The 21,003-nt window shown below is 71.2% G+C and carries 24 protein-coding genes; 13 read left to right on the top strand and 11 right to left on the bottom strand.

Features of this window, described 5'->3' with window-relative positions; all coding sequences use genetic code 11:
* A complete protein-coding gene (locus AFM16_RS26095) occupies positions 1-1,074 on the top strand; it encodes a PadR family transcriptional regulator (protein ID WP_078634780.1) in 1,074 nt (357 codons plus the stop codon).
* A 40-nt stretch (positions 1,075-1,114) separates the two neighbouring features.
* Here the strand turns inward: AFM16_RS26095 and AFM16_RS26090 are convergent, their stop codons facing one another.
* The 4 genes from AFM16_RS26090 to AFM16_RS26075 all read right to left on the bottom strand — a co-directional run bounded on the left by AFM16_RS26090 (position 1,115) and on the right by AFM16_RS26075 (position 4,390).
* Complete coding sequence (locus AFM16_RS26090; protein ID WP_078634779.1) at positions 1,115-1,693, bottom strand: Clp protease N-terminal domain-containing protein; 579 nt, start codon at positions 1,691-1,693, stop codon at positions 1,115-1,117.
* Positions 1,693-1,902, bottom strand: coding sequence for a helix-turn-helix domain-containing protein (locus tag AFM16_RS26085; RefSeq protein WP_018571396.1), 210 nt, complete (start codon positions 1,900-1,902; stop codon positions 1,693-1,695). Before AFM16_RS26085 ends, AFM16_RS26090 begins: the two co-directional genes overlap by 1 nt.
* Positions 1,903-1,949: 47 nt before the next feature.
* Complete coding sequence (locus tag AFM16_RS26080) at positions 1,950-2,915, bottom strand: zinc-binding dehydrogenase (protein ID WP_030784277.1); 966 nt, start codon at positions 2,913-2,915, stop codon at positions 1,950-1,952.
* A gap of 245 nt (positions 2,916-3,160) precedes the next feature.
* A complete protein-coding gene (locus tag AFM16_RS26075; protein WP_030784275.1) occupies positions 3,161-4,390 on the bottom strand; it encodes an NAD(P)-dependent malic enzyme in 1,230 nt (409 codons plus the stop codon).
* Between the two features lie 643 nt (positions 4,391-5,033).
* On the opposite strand from AFM16_RS26075, the gene AFM16_RS26065 reads away from it, so the two are divergent.
* From AFM16_RS26065 to AFM16_RS26055, 3 genes are read left to right on the top strand one after another with little or no spacing between them, the layout of a single operon-like run.
* Entirely contained in the window at positions 5,034-5,993 is a 960-nt protein-coding gene (locus tag AFM16_RS26065) for an ABC transporter substrate-binding protein (protein ID WP_030784271.1), read from the top strand.
* A 40-nt stretch (positions 5,994-6,033) separates the two neighbouring features.
* Positions 6,034-6,972 carry an amino acid ABC transporter permease gene (locus AFM16_RS26060; RefSeq protein WP_030784268.1) on the top strand — a complete coding sequence of 313 codons (939 nt, stop codon included), beginning with the start codon at positions 6,034-6,036 and terminating at the stop codon, positions 6,970-6,972.
* An 8-nt stretch (positions 6,973-6,980) separates the two neighbouring features.
* Complete coding sequence (locus AFM16_RS26055; protein ID WP_179123387.1) at positions 6,981-7,733, top strand: amino acid ABC transporter ATP-binding protein; 753 nt, start codon at positions 6,981-6,983, stop codon at positions 7,731-7,733.
* Positions 7,734-7,796: 63 nt separating this feature from the next.
* Here AFM16_RS26055 and AFM16_RS26050 read toward each other — a convergent pair whose 3' ends face one another.
* Positions 7,797-8,573, bottom strand: a complete 777-nt coding sequence (locus AFM16_RS26050) for a class I SAM-dependent methyltransferase (RefSeq protein WP_078634777.1) — start codon at positions 8,571-8,573, stop codon at positions 7,797-7,799.
* 100 nt (positions 8,574-8,673) lie between these two features.
* Between AFM16_RS26050 and AFM16_RS26045 the strand changes: the two genes are divergently transcribed.
* The gene (locus AFM16_RS26045; protein ID WP_030784248.1) at positions 8,674-9,303 is read left to right on the top strand and encodes a CGNR zinc finger domain-containing protein; all 630 of its coding nucleotides are present in this window, start codon (positions 8,674-8,676) and stop codon (positions 9,301-9,303) included.
* Here AFM16_RS26045 and sodX read toward each other — a convergent pair.
* Entirely contained in the window at positions 9,207-9,641 is a 435-nt protein-coding gene (sodX, locus tag AFM16_RS26040; RefSeq protein WP_037874995.1) for a nickel-type superoxide dismutase maturation protease, read from the bottom strand. The two genes, AFM16_RS26045 and sodX, sit on opposite strands and share 97 nt — an antisense overlap.
* 146 nt (positions 9,642-9,787) lie before the next feature.
* Between sodX and sodN the strand changes: the two genes are divergently transcribed.
* Positions 9,788-10,180, top strand: coding sequence for a superoxide dismutase, Ni (gene sodN / locus AFM16_RS26035; RefSeq protein ID WP_030784243.1), 393 nt, complete (start codon positions 9,788-9,790; stop codon positions 10,178-10,180).
* Positions 10,181-10,306: 126 nt separating this feature from the next.
* Complete coding sequence (locus AFM16_RS26030) at positions 10,307-11,065, top strand: VOC family protein (RefSeq protein WP_078634776.1); 759 nt, start codon at positions 10,307-10,309, stop codon at positions 11,063-11,065.
* 30 nt (positions 11,066-11,095) lie between these two features.
* Here the strand turns inward: AFM16_RS26030 and AFM16_RS26025 are convergent, their stop codons facing one another.
* The 3 genes from AFM16_RS26025 to AFM16_RS26015 all read right to left on the bottom strand — a co-directional run bounded on the left by AFM16_RS26025 (position 11,096) and on the right by AFM16_RS26015 (position 13,948).
* The gene (locus tag AFM16_RS26025; protein WP_078634775.1) at positions 11,096-11,305 is read right to left on the bottom strand and encodes a hypothetical protein; all 210 of its coding nucleotides are present in this window, start codon (positions 11,303-11,305) and stop codon (positions 11,096-11,098) included.
* 124 nt (positions 11,306-11,429) lie between these two features.
* Positions 11,430-12,497, bottom strand: a complete 1,068-nt coding sequence (locus AFM16_RS26020) for a family 2 encapsulin nanocompartment cargo protein polyprenyl transferase (RefSeq protein ID WP_245178006.1) — start codon at positions 12,495-12,497, stop codon at positions 11,430-11,432.
* A gap of 44 nt (positions 12,498-12,541) precedes the next feature.
* Entirely contained in the window at positions 12,542-13,948 is a 1,407-nt protein-coding gene (locus AFM16_RS26015; RefSeq protein WP_078634774.1) for a family 2B encapsulin nanocompartment shell protein, read from the bottom strand.
* Positions 13,949-14,121: 173 nt separating this feature from the next.
* Between AFM16_RS26015 and AFM16_RS26010 the strand changes: the two genes are divergently transcribed.
* Complete coding sequence (locus AFM16_RS26010; RefSeq protein WP_078634773.1) at positions 14,122-15,009, top strand: 1-aminocyclopropane-1-carboxylate deaminase/D-cysteine desulfhydrase; 888 nt, start codon at positions 14,122-14,124, stop codon at positions 15,007-15,009.
* An 11-nt stretch (positions 15,010-15,020) separates the two neighbouring features.
* Here AFM16_RS26010 and AFM16_RS26005 read toward each other — a convergent pair whose 3' ends face one another.
* Positions 15,021-16,619 (bottom strand): Na+/H+ antiporter, encoded by a 1,599-nt coding sequence (locus AFM16_RS26005; RefSeq protein WP_030784228.1) that lies wholly within the window; start codon positions 16,617-16,619, stop codon positions 15,021-15,023.
* Between the two features lie 68 nt (positions 16,620-16,687).
* Between AFM16_RS26005 and AFM16_RS26000 the strand changes: the two genes are divergently transcribed.
* The 3 genes from AFM16_RS26000 to AFM16_RS25990 all read left to right on the top strand — a co-directional run bounded on the left by AFM16_RS26000 (position 16,688) and on the right by AFM16_RS25990 (position 18,794).
* Positions 16,688-16,948, top strand: a complete 261-nt coding sequence (locus tag AFM16_RS26000; RefSeq protein WP_030784226.1) for a UBP-type zinc finger domain-containing protein — start codon at positions 16,688-16,690, stop codon at positions 16,946-16,948.
* Positions 16,949-17,265: 317 nt separating this feature from the next.
* Entirely contained in the window at positions 17,266-17,679 is a 414-nt protein-coding gene (locus tag AFM16_RS25995) for an ATP-binding protein (RefSeq protein WP_030784224.1), read from the top strand.
* On the top strand, positions 17,676-18,794 hold the full coding sequence (locus tag AFM16_RS25990) for an RNA polymerase sigma factor SigF (RefSeq protein WP_107419156.1): 1,119 nt from the start codon (positions 17,676-17,678) through the stop codon (positions 18,792-18,794). Before AFM16_RS25995 ends, AFM16_RS25990 begins: the two co-directional genes overlap by 4 nt.
* A 17-nt stretch (positions 18,795-18,811) precedes the next feature.
* Here AFM16_RS25990 and AFM16_RS25985 read toward each other — a convergent pair whose 3' ends face one another.
* Positions 18,812-19,282 (bottom strand): hypothetical protein, encoded by a 471-nt coding sequence (locus AFM16_RS25985; protein ID WP_078637097.1) that lies wholly within the window; start codon positions 19,280-19,282, stop codon positions 18,812-18,814.
* Between the two features lie 117 nt (positions 19,283-19,399).
* Between AFM16_RS25985 and AFM16_RS25980 the strand changes: the two genes are divergently transcribed.
* The gene (locus AFM16_RS25980) at positions 19,400-20,368 is read left to right on the top strand and encodes a diacylglycerol/lipid kinase family protein (protein ID WP_030784216.1); all 969 of its coding nucleotides are present in this window, start codon (positions 19,400-19,402) and stop codon (positions 20,366-20,368) included.
* Between the two features lie 320 nt (positions 20,369-20,688).
* The gene (locus tag AFM16_RS25975; protein ID WP_016639615.1) at positions 20,689-20,946 is read left to right on the top strand and encodes a WhiB family transcriptional regulator; all 258 of its coding nucleotides are present in this window, start codon (positions 20,689-20,691) and stop codon (positions 20,944-20,946) included.
* The last annotated feature ends 57 nt before the right edge of the window (positions 20,947-21,003 follow it).

The raw sequence follows: 21,003 nt of genomic DNA, 5'->3' as shown, positions 1-21,003 counted from the left end.
ATGCCTCCCGTCTTCGCCCACGGCCGCCTCCGCCTCTACCTGCTGAAGCTGCTGGACGAAGCCCCACGCCACGGCTACGAGGTGATCCGCCTCCTGGAGGAGCGCTTCCAGGGCCTGTACGCGCCGTCGGCGGGCACCGTCTACCCGCGGCTGGCCAAGCTGGAGGCCGAGGGCCTGGTCACCCACACCACCGAGGGCGGCCGCAAGGTGTACGCGATCACCGACGCGGGCCGGGCCGAACTGGCCGACCGCAGCGGTGAACTGGCCGATCTGGAACTGGAGATCCGCGAGTCCGTCGCCGAACTGGCCGCGGAGATACGGGCCGATGTGCGCGGCGCGGCGGGCGATCTGCGCCGGGAGATGCGCGCGGCCGCCTCCGAAGCCCGCCGGGACACCGGTTCAGGCGGACGCCCGGACTGGGAGCCGGAGTTGGGCGACAAGGAGGCGTGGCGGGCCGCCAAGGAGGAGATGCGCCGCGTCAAGCTGGAGTGGAAGGAGCAGGCCCGCCGGGCCAAGGACGAGAGCCGCCGCGCCCGTGACGAGGCGCAGCGGGCCCGCCGCCAGGCCAAGGAGGCCCAGGACCACGCCCGGGCCCAGGCCCAGGAGGAGGTGCAGCGCATAGCGCGCCGCGTCCAGGAACAGGTCCAGGACCACTTCGCGCGCGGCGACTGGCCGACGGGCGTCCGTGAGGGCCTGACCGAACTGGCCAAGGAGTTCGGCGAGTTCGGCAAGGACTTCGGCAAGGATCTCGGCCGCGACCTGGGCCGCGACTTCGGCTTCGGCCGCACCGACGGCGGCAAGGCGTCCACCGGAGCGGCGGGCGCCGAGCGGGCCCCGGAGTACTCCGACACCCCGGAGGACTTCCCGGCCGGGTACGAACCGGCCTGGGCCCACGAGGAGTCCAGCGGCGACCCGGCCCGTGACCTCGACCGTCTGCTGGACCGCTTCCGGGACGACATCAGGGACGCGGCCCGCGACCACGGCGTCACCGCCGACCAGCTCCGCGACACCCGCCGCCATCTGTCGACGGCGGCGGCACACATCGGGGCGATACTCCGGACGCCGAAGGGCTGAGCCGGGGGCTGGGGCGAGTGCCGGGGGGGGTGGGGGCGGGTCAGCTCGCCTTGGCCTCTCCCCCGCCGCCCAGCACCCGGGTCAGGGAGGCATGGGTGACCCCGTGGTCGGCCAGGACCTCGGCGGTCGGCCCGGGGCGGACGGTCATCGCCAGCAGCAGGTGCTCGTCGCCGATGTGCCGCTCGCGGCGGGCCAGGGCCATCCGCAGCGACTGCTCCAGGACACCCTTGGCCTCCCGGCCGAAGCCCGGTCGCCCGCTCCGGCGGGCACCGGCCTTCCCGTCCCCGGCCGCCCCGTCGCCCGCCATCGCGCCGACGCCGTGCGCCTCCTCGACACGGGAGACGATCTCCGAGACGTCGATGCCCAGTCCGGCGAGGGCCTCGGTCTCGGCGCGGGACAGGCCCGCCCGGCGCCGGGTCTCCTCCAGCGCCGTACGCACCGCGTCCTTGCGGTCGGCGAGCCCGAGGGCGGCCAGCGCGAAGGAGGCGCGGCTCGCCTCCCGGTCCAGCAGCGCGAGCAGCAGATGCTCGGCCCCGACGGTCCGGCCGCCCGCCTCCGCACAGTGGTCGACGGCGCCGCGCACCACGGCCCTCGCGTCCTTGGTGAACCGCTCGAACATCACTGCCTCCCGTACTTCTTGTGCACGGCCTGCCTGCTGACCCCGAGTTCCGCGGCGATCTCCTGCCACGACCAGCCCTGATTGCGGGCGCTGCGCACCTGCACCGCCTCCAACTGCTCCAGCAGTCGGCGCAGTGCGGCGACGGCGCGCAGTCCGACCCGTGGATCACGGTCACCTGCGCGCTCGGCGAGATCCGTTGCTTCGGTCATGACGTCAACGTACGTTGACAACGGGAGGATGTCAACCAGAGTTGACGTCAGGAGTGGGTGAGCACGATCTTGCCGAACTGGTCGCCGGCCGCGAGCCGTTCGAACCCCTCGCGGGCGCGGTCCAGGGGCAGTTCCTCATCGATGACGGGGCGTACTCCGGTGGCGGCGCAGAAGGAGAGCAGGTCCTCCAGCTCGTCCTTGGTGCCCATGGTGGAGCCGACCACCTTCAGCTCCAGGAAGAAGATCCGGGTCAGCTCGGCGTGCGAGGGCCGGTCCCCGCTGGTCGCGCCGGAGATCACCAGCGTGCCGCCGGGACGGAGCGACTTCACCGAGTGGGACCAGGTTGCGGCGCCGACGGTCTCGATGACGGCGTCCACCCGCTGGGGCAGCCGCGCCCCGGGCTCCACGGCCTCCACGGCGCCCAGTTCCAGCGCCCGCTTGCGCTTGGCCTCGTCCCGGCTGGTCGCGAAGACCCGCAGCCCCGCGGCCTTCCCCAGCACGATCGCGGCGGTGGCGACCCCGCCCCCGGCGCCCTGCACGAGCACCGAGTCACCGGGCCGTACCCCCGCGTTGGTGAAGAGCATCCGGTACGCGGTCAGCCAGGCCGTGGGCAGACAGGCCGCCTCCGCGAAGGACAGCTCCTTGGGCTTGGGCAGCAGGTTCCAGGTCGGCACGGACACCAGCTCGGCGAAGGTCCCCTGGTAGCGCTCGGTGAGGATGGAGCGGGGCTCCCTGGGGCCGACGCCATGGCCGCTCTGGCCGATGACGGAGTGCAGGACGACCTCGTTGCCGTCCTCGTCGACACCGGCGGCGTCGCAGCCGAGGATCATCGGCAGCTTGTCCTCGGCGAGGCCGACGCCGCGCAGGGACCAGAGGTCGTGATGGTTGAGGGAGGCGGCCCGGACCTGGACGGTGCTCCAGCCGGGACGGGCCTCGGGGGCCGGTCGCTCCCCCAACTCCAGTCCGGAAAGCGGCTGGTCGCGGTCGATTCGGGCGGCGTAGACGGCGAACATGCACCTGACGATAGGGGCCGGACGGGACGGGCGAAACCGGGGGCGACTGTGAGACATGCCCTCTTGCGTGACCGGGGGACCACGGTGCGGCAGCCCGACCGCGGCGGCCCGACCGCGGCGGCCCGACCGCGGCGGCCACTTCACTCGAACAGGCGAGCGGGCAGGCAAAGAAACGGCCAAGTGCGGGCAGGCGAATGGCCCCGCCCGATCGGACGAGGCCATTCGAGGTGTGCATGACGCACGCGTCAGCGGCGCGCGACGCCTTCCGCCCGGGCGGCCGCGGCGACCGCCGCCGTGACCGCGGGGGCGACCCGCTCGTCGAACGGGGACGGGATCACGTAGTCCGCGGAGAGATCGTCGCCGACGACCCCCGCCAGGGCCTCCGCCGCCGCGATCTTCATGCCCTCGGTGATCCGGGACGCCCGGACCTGGAGCGCGCCCGCGAAGATCCCCGGGAACGCCAGCACGTTGTTGATCTGGTTCGGGAAGTCCGACCGGCCGGTCGCCACGACCGCCGCGTACTTGCGGGCGACGTCCGGGTGCACCTCGGGGTTCGGGTTGGCCATGGCGAAGACGAACGCGCCCTTCGCCATGGAGGCCACCGCCTCCTCCGCGACCGTGCCGCCGGAGACGCCGATGAACACGTCCGCGCCGGCCAGCGCGTCCTCCAGGGAGCCGGAGAGCCCGGCCTTGTTGGTGAACCCGGCCAGCTCGCGCTTGACGTCGGTCAGGTCCGCCCGGTCCGCGGAGACGATGCCCTTGCGGTCGGCCACCGCGACGTCCCCGATACCGGCCTCGACCAGCATCTTCGCGATGGCGACACCGGCGGCGCCGGCGCCCGAGATGACGGCCCGCAGATCGCCGACCGCGCGTCCGCTCAGCCGCGCCGCGTTGCGCAGCGCCGCCAGCGTCACGACCGCCGTGCCGTGCTGGTCGTCGTGGAAGACCGGGATGTCGAGCGCGTCCTGGAGCCGGCGCTCGATCTCGAAGCACCGCGGTGCCGAGATGTCCTCCAGGTTCACGCCGCCGAAGGAGGGCGCGAGGCGCACCACCGTCTCGACGATCTCGTCCACGTCCGTGCAGGCGAGCGCGATCGGGACCGCGTCCACACCGCCGAACTGCTTGAAGAGGATGGCCTTGCCCTCCATCACGGGGAGGGATGCCTCCGGGCCGATGTCCCCGAGTCCCAGCACGGCCGTGCCGTCGGTGACGACGGCGACGACCGAGGACTTCCAGGTGTAGTCGTTCACCAGGTCCGGCTGTTCCGCGATCGCGGTGCACACGCGCGCGACGCCGGGGGTGTACGCGAGGGACAGGTCGTCCTTGTCACGGATCGGGACGGTGGCCTGCACGGCCATCTTTCCGCCCCGGTGCAGCGCGAAGGCCGGATCGAACGAGTCGAGGGGCTCCGCACCGCCCTCCTGGCCCGCATGGTCCGCGCTATCGCTGCGAGGATTGACGATCTCCGCTGCCACTGTGTCTTACCCCTTAGGTGTTCATGGATGAGGGTGGCCACTCCTGGTGAGGAGTGGGCGGGCACCGCGCAGAGCCCTGAGGTGATGCGTACGGGCGCCTGCGCGTCGGGCGCGCCGCACACGCGCCCTGAGCCCCGGATGAGGGGTGTAAAGAACCTTCTTACCGGACGGAGACCGCAGCCGACGAGTCCATTCGTGCAAGGTCACATGGCGTCTCTTGCAGGACTCCTACAGTCCGCCCCGTGCGATCGTGCCGGGCGCGCTCAGCCGTCCTACCGCCGTGACATGACTCATGCAGGCAGAAGTGGACAACGAGTGGACAAACTCTTGACGCGGACTCAAGTCAACGGACAGGAAGCATCGGAGGCAGTCACATAGTGAGACGAACCGAAGATCTTCCGGCCGAAAACCGGGATTTCCGCAGATGGTCCGGCACTGTCCGGCCGTGATGTACCGGACTGATGTGGTTCGGGGGTCGCCCGTTATCCGATTTTGACATAGCTGGACCCCTGAATGGCGCAGTCCGAATGGCAAGATGCCGTAATCACACGAGGTCGCGACACCCGAAGGTGTGTGTTCTCGTCGACCCATCGGCATTTGCCGGCCCATCGGCATCACCATCCATCCGCCGGAGGAACCCACCATGACCGCACGCACCACCCGCCACACGACCGCCGCGCGCACGCGCCTCGCCGCGGTCGGATCCCTCGCGGTCGCGGGCGCCCTGTTGCTCTCGGCCTGCGGTGACCAGACCAAGGACAACGACTCCGGAAGCAGCGAGACCAGCGCGGCCCCGCTGGCCGACAAGCTGCCCCAGGCCATCCGCGACAAGGGCGTCATCCGGGTCGGCTCGGACATCGCCTACGCGCCGGTCGAGTTCAAGGACAGCTCCGGCAAGGTGGCCGGCATCGACCCCGACATCGCCGCGGCCATGGGCGAGCAACTCGGTGTGAAGTTCGAGTTCCAGAACGCCACCTTCGACACCCTCATCGGTGGTCTGGCCTCCAAGCGCTACGACGTCGCGATGTCTGCCATGACCGACACCAAGGACCGCCAGGAGGGCATCGACGGCGACACCGGCAAGAAGGTCGGCGCCGGCGTCGACTTCGTCGACTACTTCACCGCGGGCGTCTCGCTCTACACCAACAAGGGCGACACCCAGGGCATCAAGACCTGGGACGACCTCTGTGGCAAGACGATGGCCGTCCAGCGCAACACCTTCTCCCACGACCTCGCCAAGGAGCAGGCGGAGAAGTGCAAGAAGGACGGCAAGCCCGCCCTCAAGATCGAGGACTTCGCCACCAACCCCGAGGCCGAGACCCGGATGCGCTCCAAGGGCGCGAACGTCGTCTCCGCGGACTTCCCGATCGCGGCCTACTCCGTGAAGAACGCCGGCGGCGGCAAGTACTTCGAGATCGTCGGCGACCAGGTCGAGGCGGGCCCCTACGGCATCGCCGTCGCCAAGGACAACACCGAGCTGCGTGACGCGCTCCAGGCGGCCGTCCAGGCGATCATCGACAACGGCGAGTACAAGAAGATCATCGAGAAGTGGGGCGTCGCCGACGGCGCGATCACCGAGTCCAAGATCAACGGCGGTTCCTGAACACCGGCACCGCACGACTCGGCTCTGAAAGGCTCCACCCGTGACTGTTGACGTCAACAAGTCCGACGGTCCCGACGCGACGCCCCCCGCCGGGCCGGAGGCCATCAAGGCCATCCCGGTCCGGCACCCCGGGCGATACGTTTCGGCCTTCGTCGCGATCGCGCTGCTGGTATCCGTCGTCTACGCCTTCGCGCAAGGCAACATCAACTGGGGCGCGATCCCCGACTACTTCTTCGACGACCGCATCCTCCACGGCGTCTGGAACACCCTGCTGCTCACCGTCCTCTCGATGGTGATCGGCATCGTGGGCGGCATCCTGCTCGCGGTGATGCGTCTGTCGAAGAACCCGGTGACCTCGTCCATCGCGTGGTTCTACATCTGGTTCTTCCGCGGTACGCCGGTCCTGGTCCAGCTCTTCGTCTGGTTCAACCTGGGCCTGGTCTTCGAGTACATCAACCTCGGCCCGATCTACAAGGACTACTGGTCGTCCTTCATGACGCCGCTGCTGACGGCGCTGCTGGGTCTGGGTCTGAACGAGGCCGCGTACATGGCCGAGATCTGCCGTGCCGGTCTGCTCTCGGTCGACGAGGGCCAGACCGAGGCGTCGCACGCCCTGGGCATGAGCCACACCAAGACGCTCCGCCGGATCGTCATCCCGCAGGCCATGCGCGTGATCGTGCCGCCGACGGGCAACGAGGTCATCAACATGCTGAAGACCACGTCGCTGGTGTCGACGGTCCAGTACGTGGATCTGCTCAAGGCGGCTCAGGACATCGGCCAGAACGCCGGTTCCACGGTGGAGATGCTCTTCCTCGCCGCCGCCTGGTACCTGATCCTGACCTCGATCCTGAGCGTCGGCCAGTACTACGTCGAGCGGTACTACGCCCGCGGTTCCAGCCGCAGCCTGCCGCCGACGCCGCTCCAGCGCTTCAAGGCAGCCGTCCTGCCCGCGCGCCGCCCGAAGGGAGTCTCGGCATGACTCACCCCATGGTGAAGGCCGAAGGCGTCCACAAGTCCTTCGGCTCGGTCGAGGTCCTCAAGGGCATCGACCTGGAGGTCAAGAACGGCGAGGTGTTCTGCCTCATCGGCCCGTCCGGCTCCGGCAAGTCGACCTTCCTGCGGTGCATCAACCACCTGGAGAAGATCAACGCCGGCCGGCTCTACGTCGACGGGGATCTGGTGGGCTACCGCCAGAAGGGCGACAAGCTGTACGAGCTGAAGGACAGCGAGGTCGCGCTGAAGCGCCGGGACATCGGCATGGTGTTCCAGCGGTTCAACCTCTTCCCGCACATGACCGCGGCGGAGAACGTGATCGAGGCCCCGGTCCAGGTCAAGGGCGTCAGCAAGGCCCAGGCCCGGGAGCGGGCGAAGGAACTGCTGGACCGGGTCGGCCTCGCCGACAAGGCCGGCAACTACCCCTCGCAGCTCTCCGGCGGCCAGCAGCAGCGCGTGGCGATCGCCCGGGCGCTGGCCATGGACCCGAAGCTGATGCTGTTCGACGAGCCGACCTCGGCCCTCGACCCGGAGCTGGTCGGTGACGTCCTCGACGTCATGCGCGACCTGGCCGAGTCGGGCATGACGATGGTCGTCGTCACCCACGAGATGGGCTTCGCCCGCGAGGTCGGCGACAGCCTGGTCTTCATGGACGGCGGTGTGGTCGTGGAGTCCGGCAACCCGCGCGACGTCCTGGGCAACCCGCAGCACGAGCGGACGCAGGCGTTCCTGTCCAAGGTGCTGTAGCGCGCAGTCAATGACGAAGGGGCGGTACGGAGAGATCCGTACCGCCCCTTGCGCATGCCGGGACTACTTCACCGCGAGCAGCAGCGTGTCCGAGGGCGAGCACCACACCGGGCGGGCCTCGGTGAAGCCCTTCTCCCTCAGTACGCGGGCGTGCCACGCGGGGGAGGGCATGTCGCCGTCGGCGTGCTCGCCGTAGATCTCGAAGCGGCGGGCGGTGGGGGCGGCCAGGGCCGGGTCCTGGGCGGCGAGCTGCCACCACTCGGCCCAGTCGACGGCCCCCTGGGACTTGGCCTGATCCATACGGGCGTGCCGCTGCGCGCGTTCCGCCGCGTTGATCCGGGGCGTCGACTCGTCGATCATGTGGTCCGCGTTCATGAAGACACCGCCGTCGCGGACGAGTCCCGCGATCCGGCCGTAGAGGTCCGCGAGGGGTTCGCTGTGCAGCCAGTGCAGGGCCGTGGCGGTGAGCACGGCGTCGTACGAGTGGTGCGGCAGCCGGGCCGTCCAGTCCGGGTCCTTGAGGTCGGCGGTGACGAGGGTGACGCGGTCGTCGCCCGCGAAGGTGCCCTCGGCGATGGCCAGCAGGGCCGGGTCGAGGTCGACGCCGGTGCTGGTGGCGCCGGGGAAGCGGGCGAGCAGCCGGGCGGTGATGGTGCCGGTGCCGCAGGCGAGGTCGAGGACGCGCGGCGCGGTGCCGACGAGGGCCTCGACCATGTCCAGCATGATCCGGAAGCGGTCCTCCCGGTCGGGCATGTACCACTCCTGCTGACGGTCCCAGCTCTCCTGCCAGGCCGCCCAGTCGGTTCCCGTGCCCGTTCCCGTTCCGGTGCTCGTGGTCATGAGAGCCCTCTCCTCCGTCGCCCGCGTAATACCCTTGGAGCACGATCAGCTCTTACCCGACCGCACGCACGACCATAGAGCCCCTCCGTAAGGACTACAAGTGGAACTGGCCTATTACTCGGACTACGCCGTCCGTCTCGTCAACAGCGAGGAGCCGACCCGGGGCAAGGACGCACTGACGTCGGTCGAGGCCGTCCGCGATCTGTTCGGCGGCAACCGGTCGGCGGCCCGCCGGGCCACCGAGGCGGACGTCACCCGGTTCCGCGCGGTGCGGGCCCGGCTGCGGGCGGTCTTCGAGGCGGCCGACGGCGGCGACGAGACCCTCGCCGTGGACCTGCTGAACTCGCTGCTCCTGGAGTTCCCGGTCAGCCCGCAGATCTCCGGCCACGACCACCGCGACGACGACGGCCGCCCGCTGTGGCACATGCACCTGGCCGACCACCCCTCGAACGCGACCGCGGGCTACGCCGCCATCGCCGCCATGGGCCTGGCCTTCCATCTCACCGAGCACGGCGTCGACCGTCTCGGCCTGTGCGAGGCGACGCCGTGCCGCAACGCCTATCTGGACACCTCGACCAACCGCTCCCGGCGCTACTGCTCCGACCGCTGCGCGACCCGCGCCAACGTCGCCGCCTACCGGGCCCGCAAGCGCCAGGAGGCCGACCGGGTGGACAGCACGGGCCTCGCGGCCGAGAACGCCCAGCGCACCAGCGCCAGCGGCGAGCGCTGATCCCGCTTGCGCGGCCGGTAGCGCAGCCGCGCCCGGCCGAGGATCAGCTCGTCGGGCACGGTCCCGTAGTCGGTGCTGTCCCCGCCGGCGAACGCGTTGTCGCCGAGGACCCACCAGCCGCCCTCCCGGCGCTCCGCGGCCCGCTTGACGACGAGCAGGTCCTGCTGGAACGGATGCCGCAGCACCACGACGTCCCCCGCCCGGACCCTGGCCCCGTACCGCACCACCAGCACATCTCCGTGATACAGCGTGGGCACCATGGACGGACCGGTCACCTCGGCCAGTCCGAAGAGCGCGGCGACCCTGCCACGCTCGGTCTCCCGCGACAGCTCCGGCATCGCCGGCACCTCCCCTGGTCCGTTCCTCCACCAGTCTCAGTCTGACCCCGGACTTTTGTCCTAAGCCCACGGGGGCACTCGCGAAAACCCGTCGTGCAGGGAGTAATGTCCCACCTGAGAAGACGATCACGAGGAAGGAACGCTCCATGCTTTCCCGCCTGTTTGCCCCCAAGGTCAAGGTCAGCGCGCACTGCGACCTGCCCTGCGGCGTGTACGACCCGGCCCAGGCCCGCATCGAGGCGGAGTCGGTGAAGGCCGTGCAGGAGAAGATGGCCGCCAACGACGACCCGCACTTCCAGGCGCGCGCCATCGTCATCAAGGAGCAGCGCGCCGAGCTCGCCAAGCACCACGTCTCCGTGCTGTGGAGCGACTACTTCAAGCCCCCGCACTTCGAGAAGTACCCGCAGCTCCACACGCTGGTCAACGACACCCTGAAGGCCCTGTCGGCCGCCAAGGCGTCGAGCGACCCGAAGACCGGCGAGAAGGCCCTTGAGCTGATCGCCGAGATCGACCGTATTTTCTGGGAGACCAAGGCCTGACGACCGGTCTCCCCCACCGGCGGTCGGTGCACCACCGCCGCGCAGGGACGTCCGGGAAGGGGCCCGGCCGACGCACCCCGTCGGCCGGGCCCCTTCGGCGTCTTCCGCCCCGCCTACGATCACCTCATGGACTCCCGTCACCGCGTCCGCTGGACGTACGCCTTCATCGACCGGCCCGCCGAACACCTCGCGCGGGCCTGCTCCTTCTGGACGGCCGTCACCGGGACCCGGCTCTCCGAACCGCGCGGTGACGACGGCGAGTTCGTCACCCTGCTGGCGGAAGGCGCCGACCCCTGTGTGAAGGCGCAGGGCGTCACGGCCGGGGCGGGCGGCGCCCATCTCGACTTCGCCGTGGAGGACGTGCCCGGGTTCGTCGCCGAGGCCCTGGAACTGGGCGCGCTCATCGAGGCCGCGCACGACGGATGGGCCGTACTGCGGTCCCCCGCCGGGCAGTTGTTCTGCGCGGTGCCGTGGGCCGGTGAGTCGGTCCGCCCTCCGGTGGTCGCGGGCAGCCGCCTCGACCAGGTGTGCGTGAGCGTCCCGCCGTCCGCCTACGACGCCGAAGTCGCCTTCTTCACGGCCCTGTTGCCCGAGTGGACGTCCCGGGCCGGCTCCCGGCCCGAGTTCCATGTGATCGCGCCGCCGGACGGGCTGCCGGTCCGCGTCCTGCTCCAGCGGCTCGACGGCGAGGAGCCCGTCACCGCCCATGTCGACCTGGCGAGCGGTCCGGACACCGGCGCCGTCCGCGCCCGGCACGAGCGGCTCGGCGCGGTCCCGGTCGCCGAGCATCCGCACTGGACGGTGATGCGTGATCCGGCGGGCGGGCTGTACTGCCTCACCGGCCGCGACGCGCGCACCGGCGGGCTGCCGCGCGCGGAAGCCTGAAGCCGCGCGGAAGCCGGAAGACCCTGTGGGTCAGGGCTCGCGCCGGTCGGTCGGGGGCGCGGGGGTCCGGGCGTGCTGCTCGGGCGGCGGCGCGCCCTCCTCGACGTACGCCTCGCACTTCGGGTTGTGGCAGGGGCCCGCGACCCAGCGCGGTACCCAGGCGCCCAGCGTCTTGTGGCGCCGGACGACGGACTGCACGGACTGCCCGCAGGCGGGACAGAAGCGTTGTTCCCGGTCCATGACCTCAGGGTAGGGCGGCACCGGCCGAGGCGCTCCCCGCTGTACGCGAGAAACTCGGCCGGTGCGGGCGGGTCCCGCACACCGTGGGGATGTGCGGGACCCTCGGGGCCGGCGGTCCGTCGCCTCAGGTGCTGCGGCGGGTGACGAACTCCGCCAGGGACAGCAGACCGCCGGCCGCCTCCGGGTCCGGGATCGCCCGGGCCAGTTCGGACATCGCGCGGGACATCCGGTCGGCCGCCTGCTCCTGCGCCCAGGCGCGCCCGCCCGCCCGCTCCACGGCGAGCACCGTGCGGTCCAGGTCGGCCGGTTCGAACGGGGCCGCGTACAGCGCGGCCAGCTCGTCGGCCGCCGGGGTGCCGGAGGACAGGGCCGCCACCACCGGCAGGGACTTCTTGCGGGCGGCGAGATCCGCACCGGCCGGTTTGCCGGTGTGCCGCGGATCGCCCCACAGGCCGATCACGTCGTCGATGAGCTGGAAGGCGAGCCCGGCCTCCCGGCCGAAGGCGTCCAGCGCGTCGACGTCGTCGTCCGCCGCGCCCGCGTACAGCGCGCCGACCGCGCAGGCGCAGCCGATCAGCGCGCCCGTCTTGGCCTCGGCCATGGCGAGCACCTCGTCGAGGGTGACCTCGGCGGGGTCGCGTCTCTCCAGGGCCGTGTCCACCTGCTGGCCGGCGCAGAGTTCGACCACACAGGCCGCGAGCCGGGCGACGGCCGCCGTGGACGCCGGGTGCGGGTCCTCGGCGAGCATGCCGAGGGCGAGCGCCTGGAGGGCGTCCCCGGCGAGGATCGCGTCGGCGTCGCCGAACACGGTCCAGGCGGTGGGGCGGTGACGGCGGGTGGCGTCCCGGTCCATCACGTCGTCGTGCAACAGCGTGAAGTTGTGGACCAGCTCGACCGCGGCGGCGGCCCGCGCGGCCGCCGCCCGGGCCGCCGGGCCGCCGAGCGCGGCGGCCGCGGCGAGGACGAGGGCGGGGCGGATGGCCTTGCCGGCGTTGCCGGTGGCCGGGGTGCCGTCCGGATGCTCCCAGCCGAAGTGGTAGCGCGCGATCCGGCGCAGCGGTCCGGGCAACGCGTCGACGGCGGCGCGCAGTTCGGGGTCGACGGACACCCGTGCGCGCTCCAGGATCGCCGTCGCCTCGTGCCCGTCGGCCGTGCCCGGCCCGGTCCCGCCGGTCCCGCCCTGGCTCCCGATGGACGCCCGCCCTCCCCGAGTCCCCTGCGGCCTGGTGGCGGAGGTCACCGCCAGCGGCCGATCTCGACGTTCTCCAGAACGCCCAGCGCGTCGGGGACGAGGACGGCCGCCGAGTAGTAGGCCGTCACCAGGTATTTGATGATGGCCTGCTCGTTGATGCCCATGAACCGCACGGACAGGCTCGGCTCGATCTCGTCCGGCAGGCCGGACTGGCGCAGGCCGATCACGCCCTGGTCCTGCTCGCCGAGGCGCAGCGCGATGATGGAGCTGGTGCGGGCCTCGGTGACCGGGATCTTGTTGCACGGGTAGATCGGCACACCGCGCCAGGTCGGGATGCGGTTGCCGCCGATGTCGATGGTCTCGGGCACCAGACCGCGCTTGTTCAGCTCGCGGCCGATCGCGGAGATCGCGCGCGGATGGGCGAGCAGCATCTTGGTGCCGCGCCGCCGGCTGAGGAGTTCGTCCAGGTCGTCGGGGCTGGGCACGCCGTCGTGCGGCTGGAGGCGCTGGTCGTACTCGCAGTTGTGCAGGAGCCCGAACTCGCGGTTGTTGACCAGCTCGTGCTCCTGGCGCTCCTTGAGCGCCTCGACCGTCAGCCGGAGCTGCTGCTCGGTCTGGTTCATGGGCTGGTTGTAGAGGTCGGCCACACGCGTGTGGATGCGCAGGACGGTCTGGGCGATGCTCAGTTCGTACTCGCGCGGACGGGCGTCGTAGTCGACGAAGGTGTGCGGGATGTCGGCCTCACCGGCGTGGCCCGCGGCCAGGTCGACCTCCTTCTCGCCGTACTTGTTGGTGCGCTGCTCCGGGATGGCCCGCAGCTCGTGGAGGTGGGCGCGCAGGGTGTCGGCGCGCTCCGCGACCTGTTCGACGTCCTGGCGGGCCAGGACCAGCACCGTGCAGGCGGTGTCGGCGCGGGCGGTGTACTCCCAGATGGCGTCGGCGTCGAGCAGGGCCTGCTCGCCGAAGTAGGCGCCGTCGGCGAGGACCCCGAGGACCTGGTCGTCGCCGTAGGGGCCGGTGCCGACCTTCTCCACCCTGCCGTGCGCCAGCAGATAGACCTCGTCGGACTGGCTGCCGAAGGACGCGATGATCTCCCCGGGGGCGAACTCCCGCTGCCGGCAGCGCTGGGCCAGCTCCCCCAGCACCTCTTCGTCCTCGAAGTCGCGCAGCGCCGGCAGCTCGCCCAGCTCGGCCGGGATCACCTCGACGCGGTCACCGGTCTTGACGAACGTGATGCGGCCGTCACCGACCGCGTACGTCAGCCGCCGGTTGACCCGGTACGTGCCGCCCTGCACATCCACCCAGGGCAGGGTCCGCAGCAGCCAGCGCGAGCTGATCTCCTGCATCTGCGGCGCGGACTTGGTGGTGGTGGCCAGGTTCCGCGCGGCCGCCGTGCCGAGACTCTGCTGCGGCTTGCCCGACTCGGTGCGGACCTCTTCGCCTACCGACATGAGAAATTGCCCTCCCAGCTCATGCACGGGCGCCGAACTGCGCCGGTGCACTGTTCACGCGGCCAGCCTTCCATCACTTTGTGTGCTCGTGCCATTACACGAAAGAGCGGGAATGGATCACGGTCGAGCCGGGAAGCGGAGGGTTCGGACGAACGGTGTTCGACAATGGGCGGGTGACCGACCTGCGCCCCCGACTGCCCTCGCCGCTCCAGGAGGTGGCGGACGACCGGTTCGAGCGGCACGGCGTCCGGCTGCTGCTGAAGCGCGACGATCTGATCCACCCGGAGCTGATCGGCAACAAGTGGCGCAAGCTCGTGCCCAATCTGGAGCGGGCGGCGGGCCGCACCCTGCTGACCTTCGGCGGCGCCTACTCCAACCATCTGCGCGCCACGGCGGCCGCCGGCCGGCTGCTCGGGCTGCCCACGGTGGGCGTGGTGCGCGGCGACGAACTGGCCGGGCGTCCGCTGAACCCGTCCCTGGCCCGGTGCGCGGCCGACGGCATGCGGCTGCACTTCACCGACCGGGCCGCCTACCGCCGCAAGGCCGAGCCGGAGACCCTCGCCGCGCTGCTGCGGGCGGCCGGCGCCGAGGACGCGTACGTCGTGCCCGAGGGCGGCAGCAACACGCTCGCCGTCCGCGGCTGCCGGGCGCTCGGCGAGGAGCTGCGCGGCCGGGCGGACGTCGTCGCGCTGGCCTGCGGCACCGGCGGCACGCTCGCCGGGCTGGCCGCCGGGCTCGCCCCGCAGCAGCGCGCCCTCGGCATTCCGGTTCTCAAGGGCGGTTTCCTCGGCGAGGAGATACAGGCCCTCCAGCAGCGGGCTTTCGGCGCCCGGCGCGGCGACTGGCGGCTCGACGAACGGTTCCACTTCGGCGGCTACGCACGGGTGCCCGCGGAACTCGACGCCTTCGCCGACGACTTCGAGCGGCGGCACGGGATCCCGCTCGAACGTCTCTATGTCGCCAAGTCGCTCTACGCCCTTGTCACCCTGGCCGAGGAGGGGGCGTTCGCCCCCGGGACCCGGCTCGCGGCGGTGGTGACAGGGGCGCCGTTCGGCGGGTGAACCGGTCCCGGCTAGCCGGCCTCCCGGTAGGCCGCCGCCTCCTCCAGGTCCAGCCGGCGCAGCAGGACGCGCAGCATCTCGTCGTCGATGTAGCGGCCGTCGCGGAGCCGGACGAAGACCTCGCGCTCGGCGCCGATCATCTCGCGGGCGAGCCGGCGGTAGGTGTCGTCGACGGTCTCGCCGGTGACCGGGTTGGTCTGGCCGAGGCGCTCCCAGACGGCGTTGCGGCGCCGCTCCAGGACCGTGCGCAGCCGGTCGGCGAGGGGCGGCGGCAGGGCGTTGCGCTCGTCCTCCAGGAGCGCGTCGAGGCGTTCCTCGGCGACCCGGGACGCCTGTGCCTGGGCGTTGGCCTCGGCGAGGGTGGCGGTCTGCGGGTCGGGCTCGGGGAACTTCAGCAGATGGATCAGCGGGGGCAGGGTCAGCCCCTGCACGACGAGGGTGCCGATGACGGTGGTGAAGGTCAGGAAGAGGATCAGATTGCGGTGCGGGAAGGGCGCCTCGCCGTGGTCCACGGTGAGCGGGATGGAGAAGGCGATGGCCAGCGAGACCACGCCCCGCATCCCGGCCCAGGCGATCACGAAGGGCCCGCGCCAGGTCGGGTTCTCCTCCCGCGCGCGGATGCGGGCCGACAGCAGCCGCGGCAGGAAGGTCGCCGGGTACACCCACAGGAAGCGGACCGCGACCACCACGACGAACAGGACGACGGCGTACCAGGCGGCGTCCGGGCCCTCGTAGTCGCCGAGCCCCCTGAGGACGACCGGGAGCTGGAGGCCGATCAGGGCGAAGACCGCCGACTCCAGGATGAAGGCGACCATCTTCCAGACGGCCTCCTCCTGGAGCCGGGTGGCGAAGTCGACCTCCCACGCGCGGTGCCCGAGGTACAGGGCGACGACGACCACGGCGATGACCCCGGAGGCGTGGAACTGCTCGGCGGCCGCGTAGGCGACGAACGGGATCAGCAGGGAGAGCGTGTTCTGGAGGAGGGGTTCCTTCAGGCGGGTGCGCAGCCAGTGCAGCGGGGCCATCAGGACGAGGCCCGCGGCGACGCCGCCGATCGCCGCCACCAGGAACTCCTCGATGCCGCCCGCCCAGGAGGCGCCCTCGCCGACGACGACCGCGAGAGCCACCTTGTAGGCGGTGATCGCGGTGGCGTCGTTGAGCAGGGACTCGCCCTGGAGGATCGTGGTGATCCGCGACGGGAGGCCGACCCGGCGGGCCACCGCGGTGGCCGCGACCGCGTCCGGCGGCGCCACGACCGCGCCCAGCACCAGCGCGGCGGTCAGCGGCAGCCCCGGGACCAGCAGGTAGACGGCCCAGCCGACGACGAGCGTCGCGAAGAGCACGTACCCGACCGAGAGCAGGGCCACCGGCCGCACCTGGGCGCGCAGGTCCAGGTAGGAGCTCTCGGACGCCGAGGTGTACAGCAGCGGGGGCAGCAGCAGCGGCAGGACGACGTCCGGGTCCAGGGTGTAGTCCGGCACCCCGGGCAGGTACGACACCGCCAGGCCCACCGCCACCAGCAGCAGCGGCGCGGGCACGGGGGTGCGCCGGGCCGCCGCCGCGATCGCCGCGCTGCCCGCCACCAGCAACAGGAGTGGCATCACGTCCATGTCTCGCCGTCTCGCCGCCCTTCGTTTTTCCGCGCGGTCGTCCGCACGCCCGTCGTAATCTGGCAATCATGAAACAGTGCACGCACGCCGACGCGCTGCCGGACCCCGAACCCGCCCCGTTGGGCGAGACGTGTCCCGAGTGTGTGCGCGACGGCACCCACCCGGTGCAGCTCCGGCTGTGTCTGTCGTGCGGCCATGTCGGCTGCTGCGACTCCTCGCCCGGCCGGCACGCGACGGAGCACCACAAGGACTCCGGGCACCCGGTGATGCGTACCTTCGAACCCGGTGAGAGCTGGCGGTGGTGCTTCGTCGACCACGTCCTGGTGTGAACGTCCCGGGCGCCCCGGACGTTGCAGTTCATGTACGGCGGGGCACGGTACCGGCGAGACGGTCCGGCCGTCCGACGGGTACGGTTCGACGGTCTGACGTCTGGGTACGTCAACCCGGCGCGCCCTCTTCCCTTTTGGGTCCGCAGACCCCCTAGACACGGAGCGTGTTCACAGCTTTACTGTGAGTGACGCCAGGGGGTTGGGGTCCCGGGACGGGAGACCGGAGAGCGCGGTAGCGTCACCGCTGCACCACACACGCGTTACCCCCGGGGGGAGACCCTCGGCCCCGAAAAGCTTGTACCACCTTGGAGGTGAGGGTGTCCCAGATCGCAGGCGAGCCCGCGACCCAGGACTTCGTGGAAGTCCGGCTGCCGGCTGCGGGTGCCTACCTGTCGGTGCTGCGGACGGCCACGGCCGGCCTCGCGGCCCGTTTGGACTTCACCCTGGACGAGATCGAGGACCTGCGCATCGCGGTGGACGAGGCCTGCGCGATCCTGCTCCAGCAGGCCGTGCCCGGCTCGGTGCTGAGCTGCGTGTTCCGGCTCGTCGACGACTCGCTGGAGGTGACGGTCTCGGCGCCGACCACGGACGGTCACGCCCCCGCGCGCGACACCTTCGCCTGGACCGTGCTGTCCGCCCTCGCGGGCAAGGTCTCCTCCGCCGTCGACGACGACAAAACCGTTTCGATCAGCCTCTACAAACAGCGCGGCGCGGGACCCGGGCCGGCGTGAGGGACGGGGACGGGCCGGTGCGGGACGAAGAGCGCGGCACACGGGAGCTGCCGGCCGAGGACACGGTCTCTCCGGGCGATTCCCGACGCATGACGGCGGATGGCATCAACGGCATTCCCGACCAGGCGAGACCCCACCCGGAGGACGCCCCGTCCTCCGCGGCGGCCGGTCTCCCGGAGGACGCCGTGCAGGACGGCCCGCCCCGGGAGGGGCGGATCGGGGGTCCCCCCGGCCGCTCTGCCGAGGCCAGGGCTCGACAGAGGGCGACGGGCGGGACGATGAGCGAGCACCAGCGAGACGACGAACAGGGCGTGCGGGGCACCCAGCACGAACCCCGTCAACAGCACGAGCCCCGTCACGAAGGGGACCGCAGCGGGGCACGGGCGATGTTCGTCGAGCTGCGCGGACTGAAGGACGGCAGCCCCGAGTACGCCGAGCTGCGCAACCAGCTCGTCCGGATGCACCTGCCGCTCGTCGAGCACCTCGCGCGCCGCTTCCGCAACCGCGGCGAGCCGCTGGACGACCTCACCCAGGTCGCCACCATCGGCCTGATCAAGTCGGTCGACCGCTTCGACCCGGACCGCGGGGTGGAGTTCTCCACCTACGCGACCCCGACGGTCGTGGGTGAGATCAAGCGGCACTTCCGCGACAAGGGCTGGGCGGTGCGGGTGCCGCGCCGTCTCCAGGAGCTGCGGCTCGCGCTCACCACGGCGACCGCCGAGCTGTCGCAGCAGCACGGCCGCTCCCCCACGGTGCACGAGCTGGCCGAGAAGCTCGCCATCTCGGAGGAGGAGGTCCTGGAGGGCCTGGAGTCCGCCAACGCGTACTCCACCCTCTCCCTGGACGTCCCCGACACCGACGACGAGTCCCCGGCGGTCGCGGACACCCTGGGCGCGGAGGACGAGGCGCTGGAGGGCGTCGAGTACCGGGAGTCGCTCAAGCCGCTCCTGGAGGACCTCCCGCCGCGCGAGAAGCGGATCCTGCTGCTGCGGTTCTTCGGCAACATGACCCAGTCGCAGATCGCGCAGGAGGTCGGCATCTCGCAGATGCACGTCTCCCGGCTGCTGGCCAGGACCCTGGCGCAGCTACGGGAGAAGCTGCTGGTCGAGGAGTAGAGCCGACCGGGGCGTGCCTAGCCCTGGTCCGCCGCGTTGCCGGGCCCCCGGATCCCGAGGGCCCGGGTCGTCTCCGCGTTGACCAGCAGGATCAGCCCCGTGACGGCGAGCGCCGCGAGCGCGATACCGGCCGGGATCGCGAGGCTGTCGGCCTGGAGCAGGTTGTAGGCCACCGGCAGCGCCAGGATCTGGGTGATCACGGCGGGCCCCCGGCTCCAGCTCCGCAGGGCGAGCAGTCCGCGCGCGGCCAGCAGCGGCAGCAGCGCGAGCACCATCAGCGTGATCCCGCCGGTGACGGCCTGCTGCCGGTCGTCCGGGTCGCCGGTGAAGCCCAGGACGAGGATCCAGATCCCGCCGGCGACCAGCGCCAGCCCTTCCAGACCGGTCAGCGCGGCGGCGTACGTCAGCCGGCGCGGGCGGGCGCCCTCGGCCTCGGCCTCGGGGGCGAGGGGGGTCTCGGGGGTGGCGGGGGTCTTCTCACTGCTCACCCCTGAAGGGTAGCCGTCGGCCGGGACGGCGCCCGTGGCGAGCCTCACCTCCCGATCTCCCGCCCGATCCCCACCTCGCCCTGTGCCGGGTACCACCCAGTAGGTACGCTGCAACCCATGCGTGCACTTCTCGTGGTCAATCCGGCGGCAACCACTACCAGTGCACGGACGCGTGACGTCCTGATCCACGCGCTCGCCAGCGAGATGAAGCTGGAGGCGGTCACCACCGAGTACCGCGGACACGCGCGTGACCTGGGCCGGCAGGCCGCGGAGAGCGGGAACACCGACCTGGTCGTGGCCCTCGGCGGCGACGGCACGGTCAACGAGGTGGTCAACGGCCTGCTGCACGCCGGACCGGACCCGGACAACCTGCCCGGTCTCGCGGTGGTCCCCGGCGGTTCCACCAATGTCTTCGCCCGCGCCCTGGGGCTGCCCAACGATCCGGTGGAGGCGACCGGCGCCCTGCTGGACGCGCTGCGCGAGGAGAGCGGGCGCACGGTCGGCCTGGGTCTGGCCTCGGGCACGCCGGGTTCGGAGGACGAGTCGGTGCCGTCGCGCTGGTTCACCTTCAACGCCGGGCTCGGCTTCGACGCGGGGGTCGTCGGACGGGTCGAACAGCACCGGGAGCGGGGCCGCAGGTCCACCCACGCGCTCTACATCCGGCAGGCCGTGCGGCAACTGCTGGGCGAGTCCGAGCGCCGGCACGGATCGATCACGCTGGAGCGGCCGGGCGCCGAACCGCTGACCGATCTGGTGCTCTCCATAGTCTGCAACACGGCGCCGTGGACGTATCTGGGCAATCGCCCGGTGTACGCGTCACCTAAGGCGTCGTTCGATACAGGGCTCGACGTACTCGGTCTCAGCCGTCTGTCCACCGCCGCGGTTGCCCGGTATGGCACCCAGTTGCTCACTTCGTCCCCCGAGCGCGGCCCGCACGGCAAGCACGCCCACTCCCTCCACGATCTGGACCGGTTCACCTTGCATTCCAAGGTCCCTCTGCCCCTTCAGATGGACGGCGACCACCTGGGACTGCGTACGAGCGTGACGTTCACAGGCGTACGCCGTGCACTGCGTGTGATTGTGTGAGCAGAAAGGGCTGAAGTCCTTTCACTCGAACGTTTAGGCCAGGGTCCACCCCATGGAAGTACGGCTGTGACCTAGTCGACACCGAGGAATCAAAAAAAACTTTCCGGAAGGGGTTGTATCCGCCGCTGAGGTTTGCGACGCTCTACGTGGCGATCGGGACGGCCCGCAAGACCGGCCTCCACTGATCACCAGAACCCCTCTTCGAACCACAGGACCACGCCAGCGAACCTGGCGGGTTGGCCCTTCACTTGTTGAGGGATTCGTGAAAGCGTTCACATTCACAAGCAACCTGCATGTAATACCAAGGAGAGGTAGCAGCCATGGACTGGCGTCACAACGCCGTTTGCCGCGAGGAAGACCCCGAGCTCTTCTTCCCCATCGGCAACACCGGTCCTGCGCTGCTGCAGATCGAGGAAGCCAAGGCCGTCTGCCGTCGCTGCCCGGTGATGGAGCAGTGTCTGCAGTGGGCGCTCGAGTCCGGCCAGGACTCCGGCGTCTGGGGTGGTCTCAGCGAGGACGAGCGTCGCGCCATGAAGCGCCGCGCCGCCCGCAACCGGGCCCGTCAGGCCTCCGCCTGACAACACCCGCCCCGTACACGGCCTGAGCTTGGCGGCGCGTACAGCGCGTACGCAACT

It is taken from the genome of Streptomyces antibioticus (assembly GCF_002019855.1).
GTDB classification, from domain to species: domain Bacteria; phylum Actinomycetota; class Actinomycetes; order Streptomycetales; family Streptomycetaceae; genus Streptomyces; species Streptomyces antibioticus_B.
The sequence above is the reverse complement of the archived record's forward strand: the minus strand, read 5'-3'. Positions and strand labels throughout refer to the sequence as shown.

What these genes read in the sequence shown, in the direction of transcription:
- AFM16_RS26095 (WP_078634780.1), top strand. Translation starts at nt 1, where the DNA reads ATGCCTCCCGTCTTCGCCCACGGCCGCCTCCGCCTCTACCTGCTGAAG.
- AFM16_RS26090 (WP_078634779.1), bottom strand. Translation starts at nt 1,693, where the DNA reads ATGTTCGAGCGGTTCACCAAGGACGCGAGGGCCGTGGTGCGCGGCGCC.
- AFM16_RS26085 (WP_018571396.1), bottom strand. Translation starts at nt 1,902, where the DNA reads ATGACCGAAGCAACGGATCTCGCCGAGCGCGCAGGTGACCGTGATCCA.
- AFM16_RS26080 (WP_030784277.1), bottom strand. Translation starts at nt 2,915, where the DNA reads ATGTTCGCCGTCTACGCCGCCCGAATCGACCGCGACCAGCCGCTTTCC.
- AFM16_RS26065 (WP_030784271.1), top strand. Translation starts at nt 5,034, where the DNA reads ATGACCGCACGCACCACCCGCCACACGACCGCCGCGCGCACGCGCCTC.
- AFM16_RS26055 (WP_179123387.1), top strand. Translation starts at nt 6,981, where the DNA reads ATGGTGAAGGCCGAAGGCGTCCACAAGTCCTTCGGCTCGGTCGAGGTC.
- AFM16_RS26050 (WP_078634777.1), bottom strand. Translation starts at nt 8,573, where the DNA reads ATGACCACGAGCACCGGAACGGGAACGGGCACGGGAACCGACTGGGCG.
- sodX (WP_037874995.1), bottom strand. Translation starts at nt 9,641, where the DNA reads ATGCCGGAGCTGTCGCGGGAGACCGAGCGTGGCAGGGTCGCCGCGCTC.
- sodN (WP_030784243.1), top strand. Translation starts at nt 9,788, where the DNA reads ATGCTTTCCCGCCTGTTTGCCCCCAAGGTCAAGGTCAGCGCGCACTGC.
- AFM16_RS26030 (WP_078634776.1), top strand. Translation starts at nt 10,307, where the DNA reads ATGGACTCCCGTCACCGCGTCCGCTGGACGTACGCCTTCATCGACCGG.
- AFM16_RS26025 (WP_078634775.1), bottom strand. Translation starts at nt 11,305, where the DNA reads ATGGACCGGGAACAACGCTTCTGTCCCGCCTGCGGGCAGTCCGTGCAG.
- AFM16_RS26015 (WP_078634774.1), bottom strand. Translation starts at nt 13,948, where the DNA reads ATGTCGGTAGGCGAAGAGGTCCGCACCGAGTCGGGCAAGCCGCAGCAG.
- AFM16_RS26005 (WP_030784228.1), bottom strand. Translation starts at nt 16,619, where the DNA reads ATGGACGTGATGCCACTCCTGTTGCTGGTGGCGGGCAGCGCGGCGATC.
- AFM16_RS26000 (WP_030784226.1), top strand. Translation starts at nt 16,688, where the DNA reads ATGAAACAGTGCACGCACGCCGACGCGCTGCCGGACCCCGAACCCGCC.
- AFM16_RS25980 (WP_030784216.1), top strand. Translation starts at nt 19,400, where the DNA reads ATGCGTGCACTTCTCGTGGTCAATCCGGCGGCAACCACTACCAGTGCA.
- AFM16_RS25975 (WP_016639615.1), top strand. Translation starts at nt 20,689, where the DNA reads ATGGACTGGCGTCACAACGCCGTTTGCCGCGAGGAAGACCCCGAGCTC.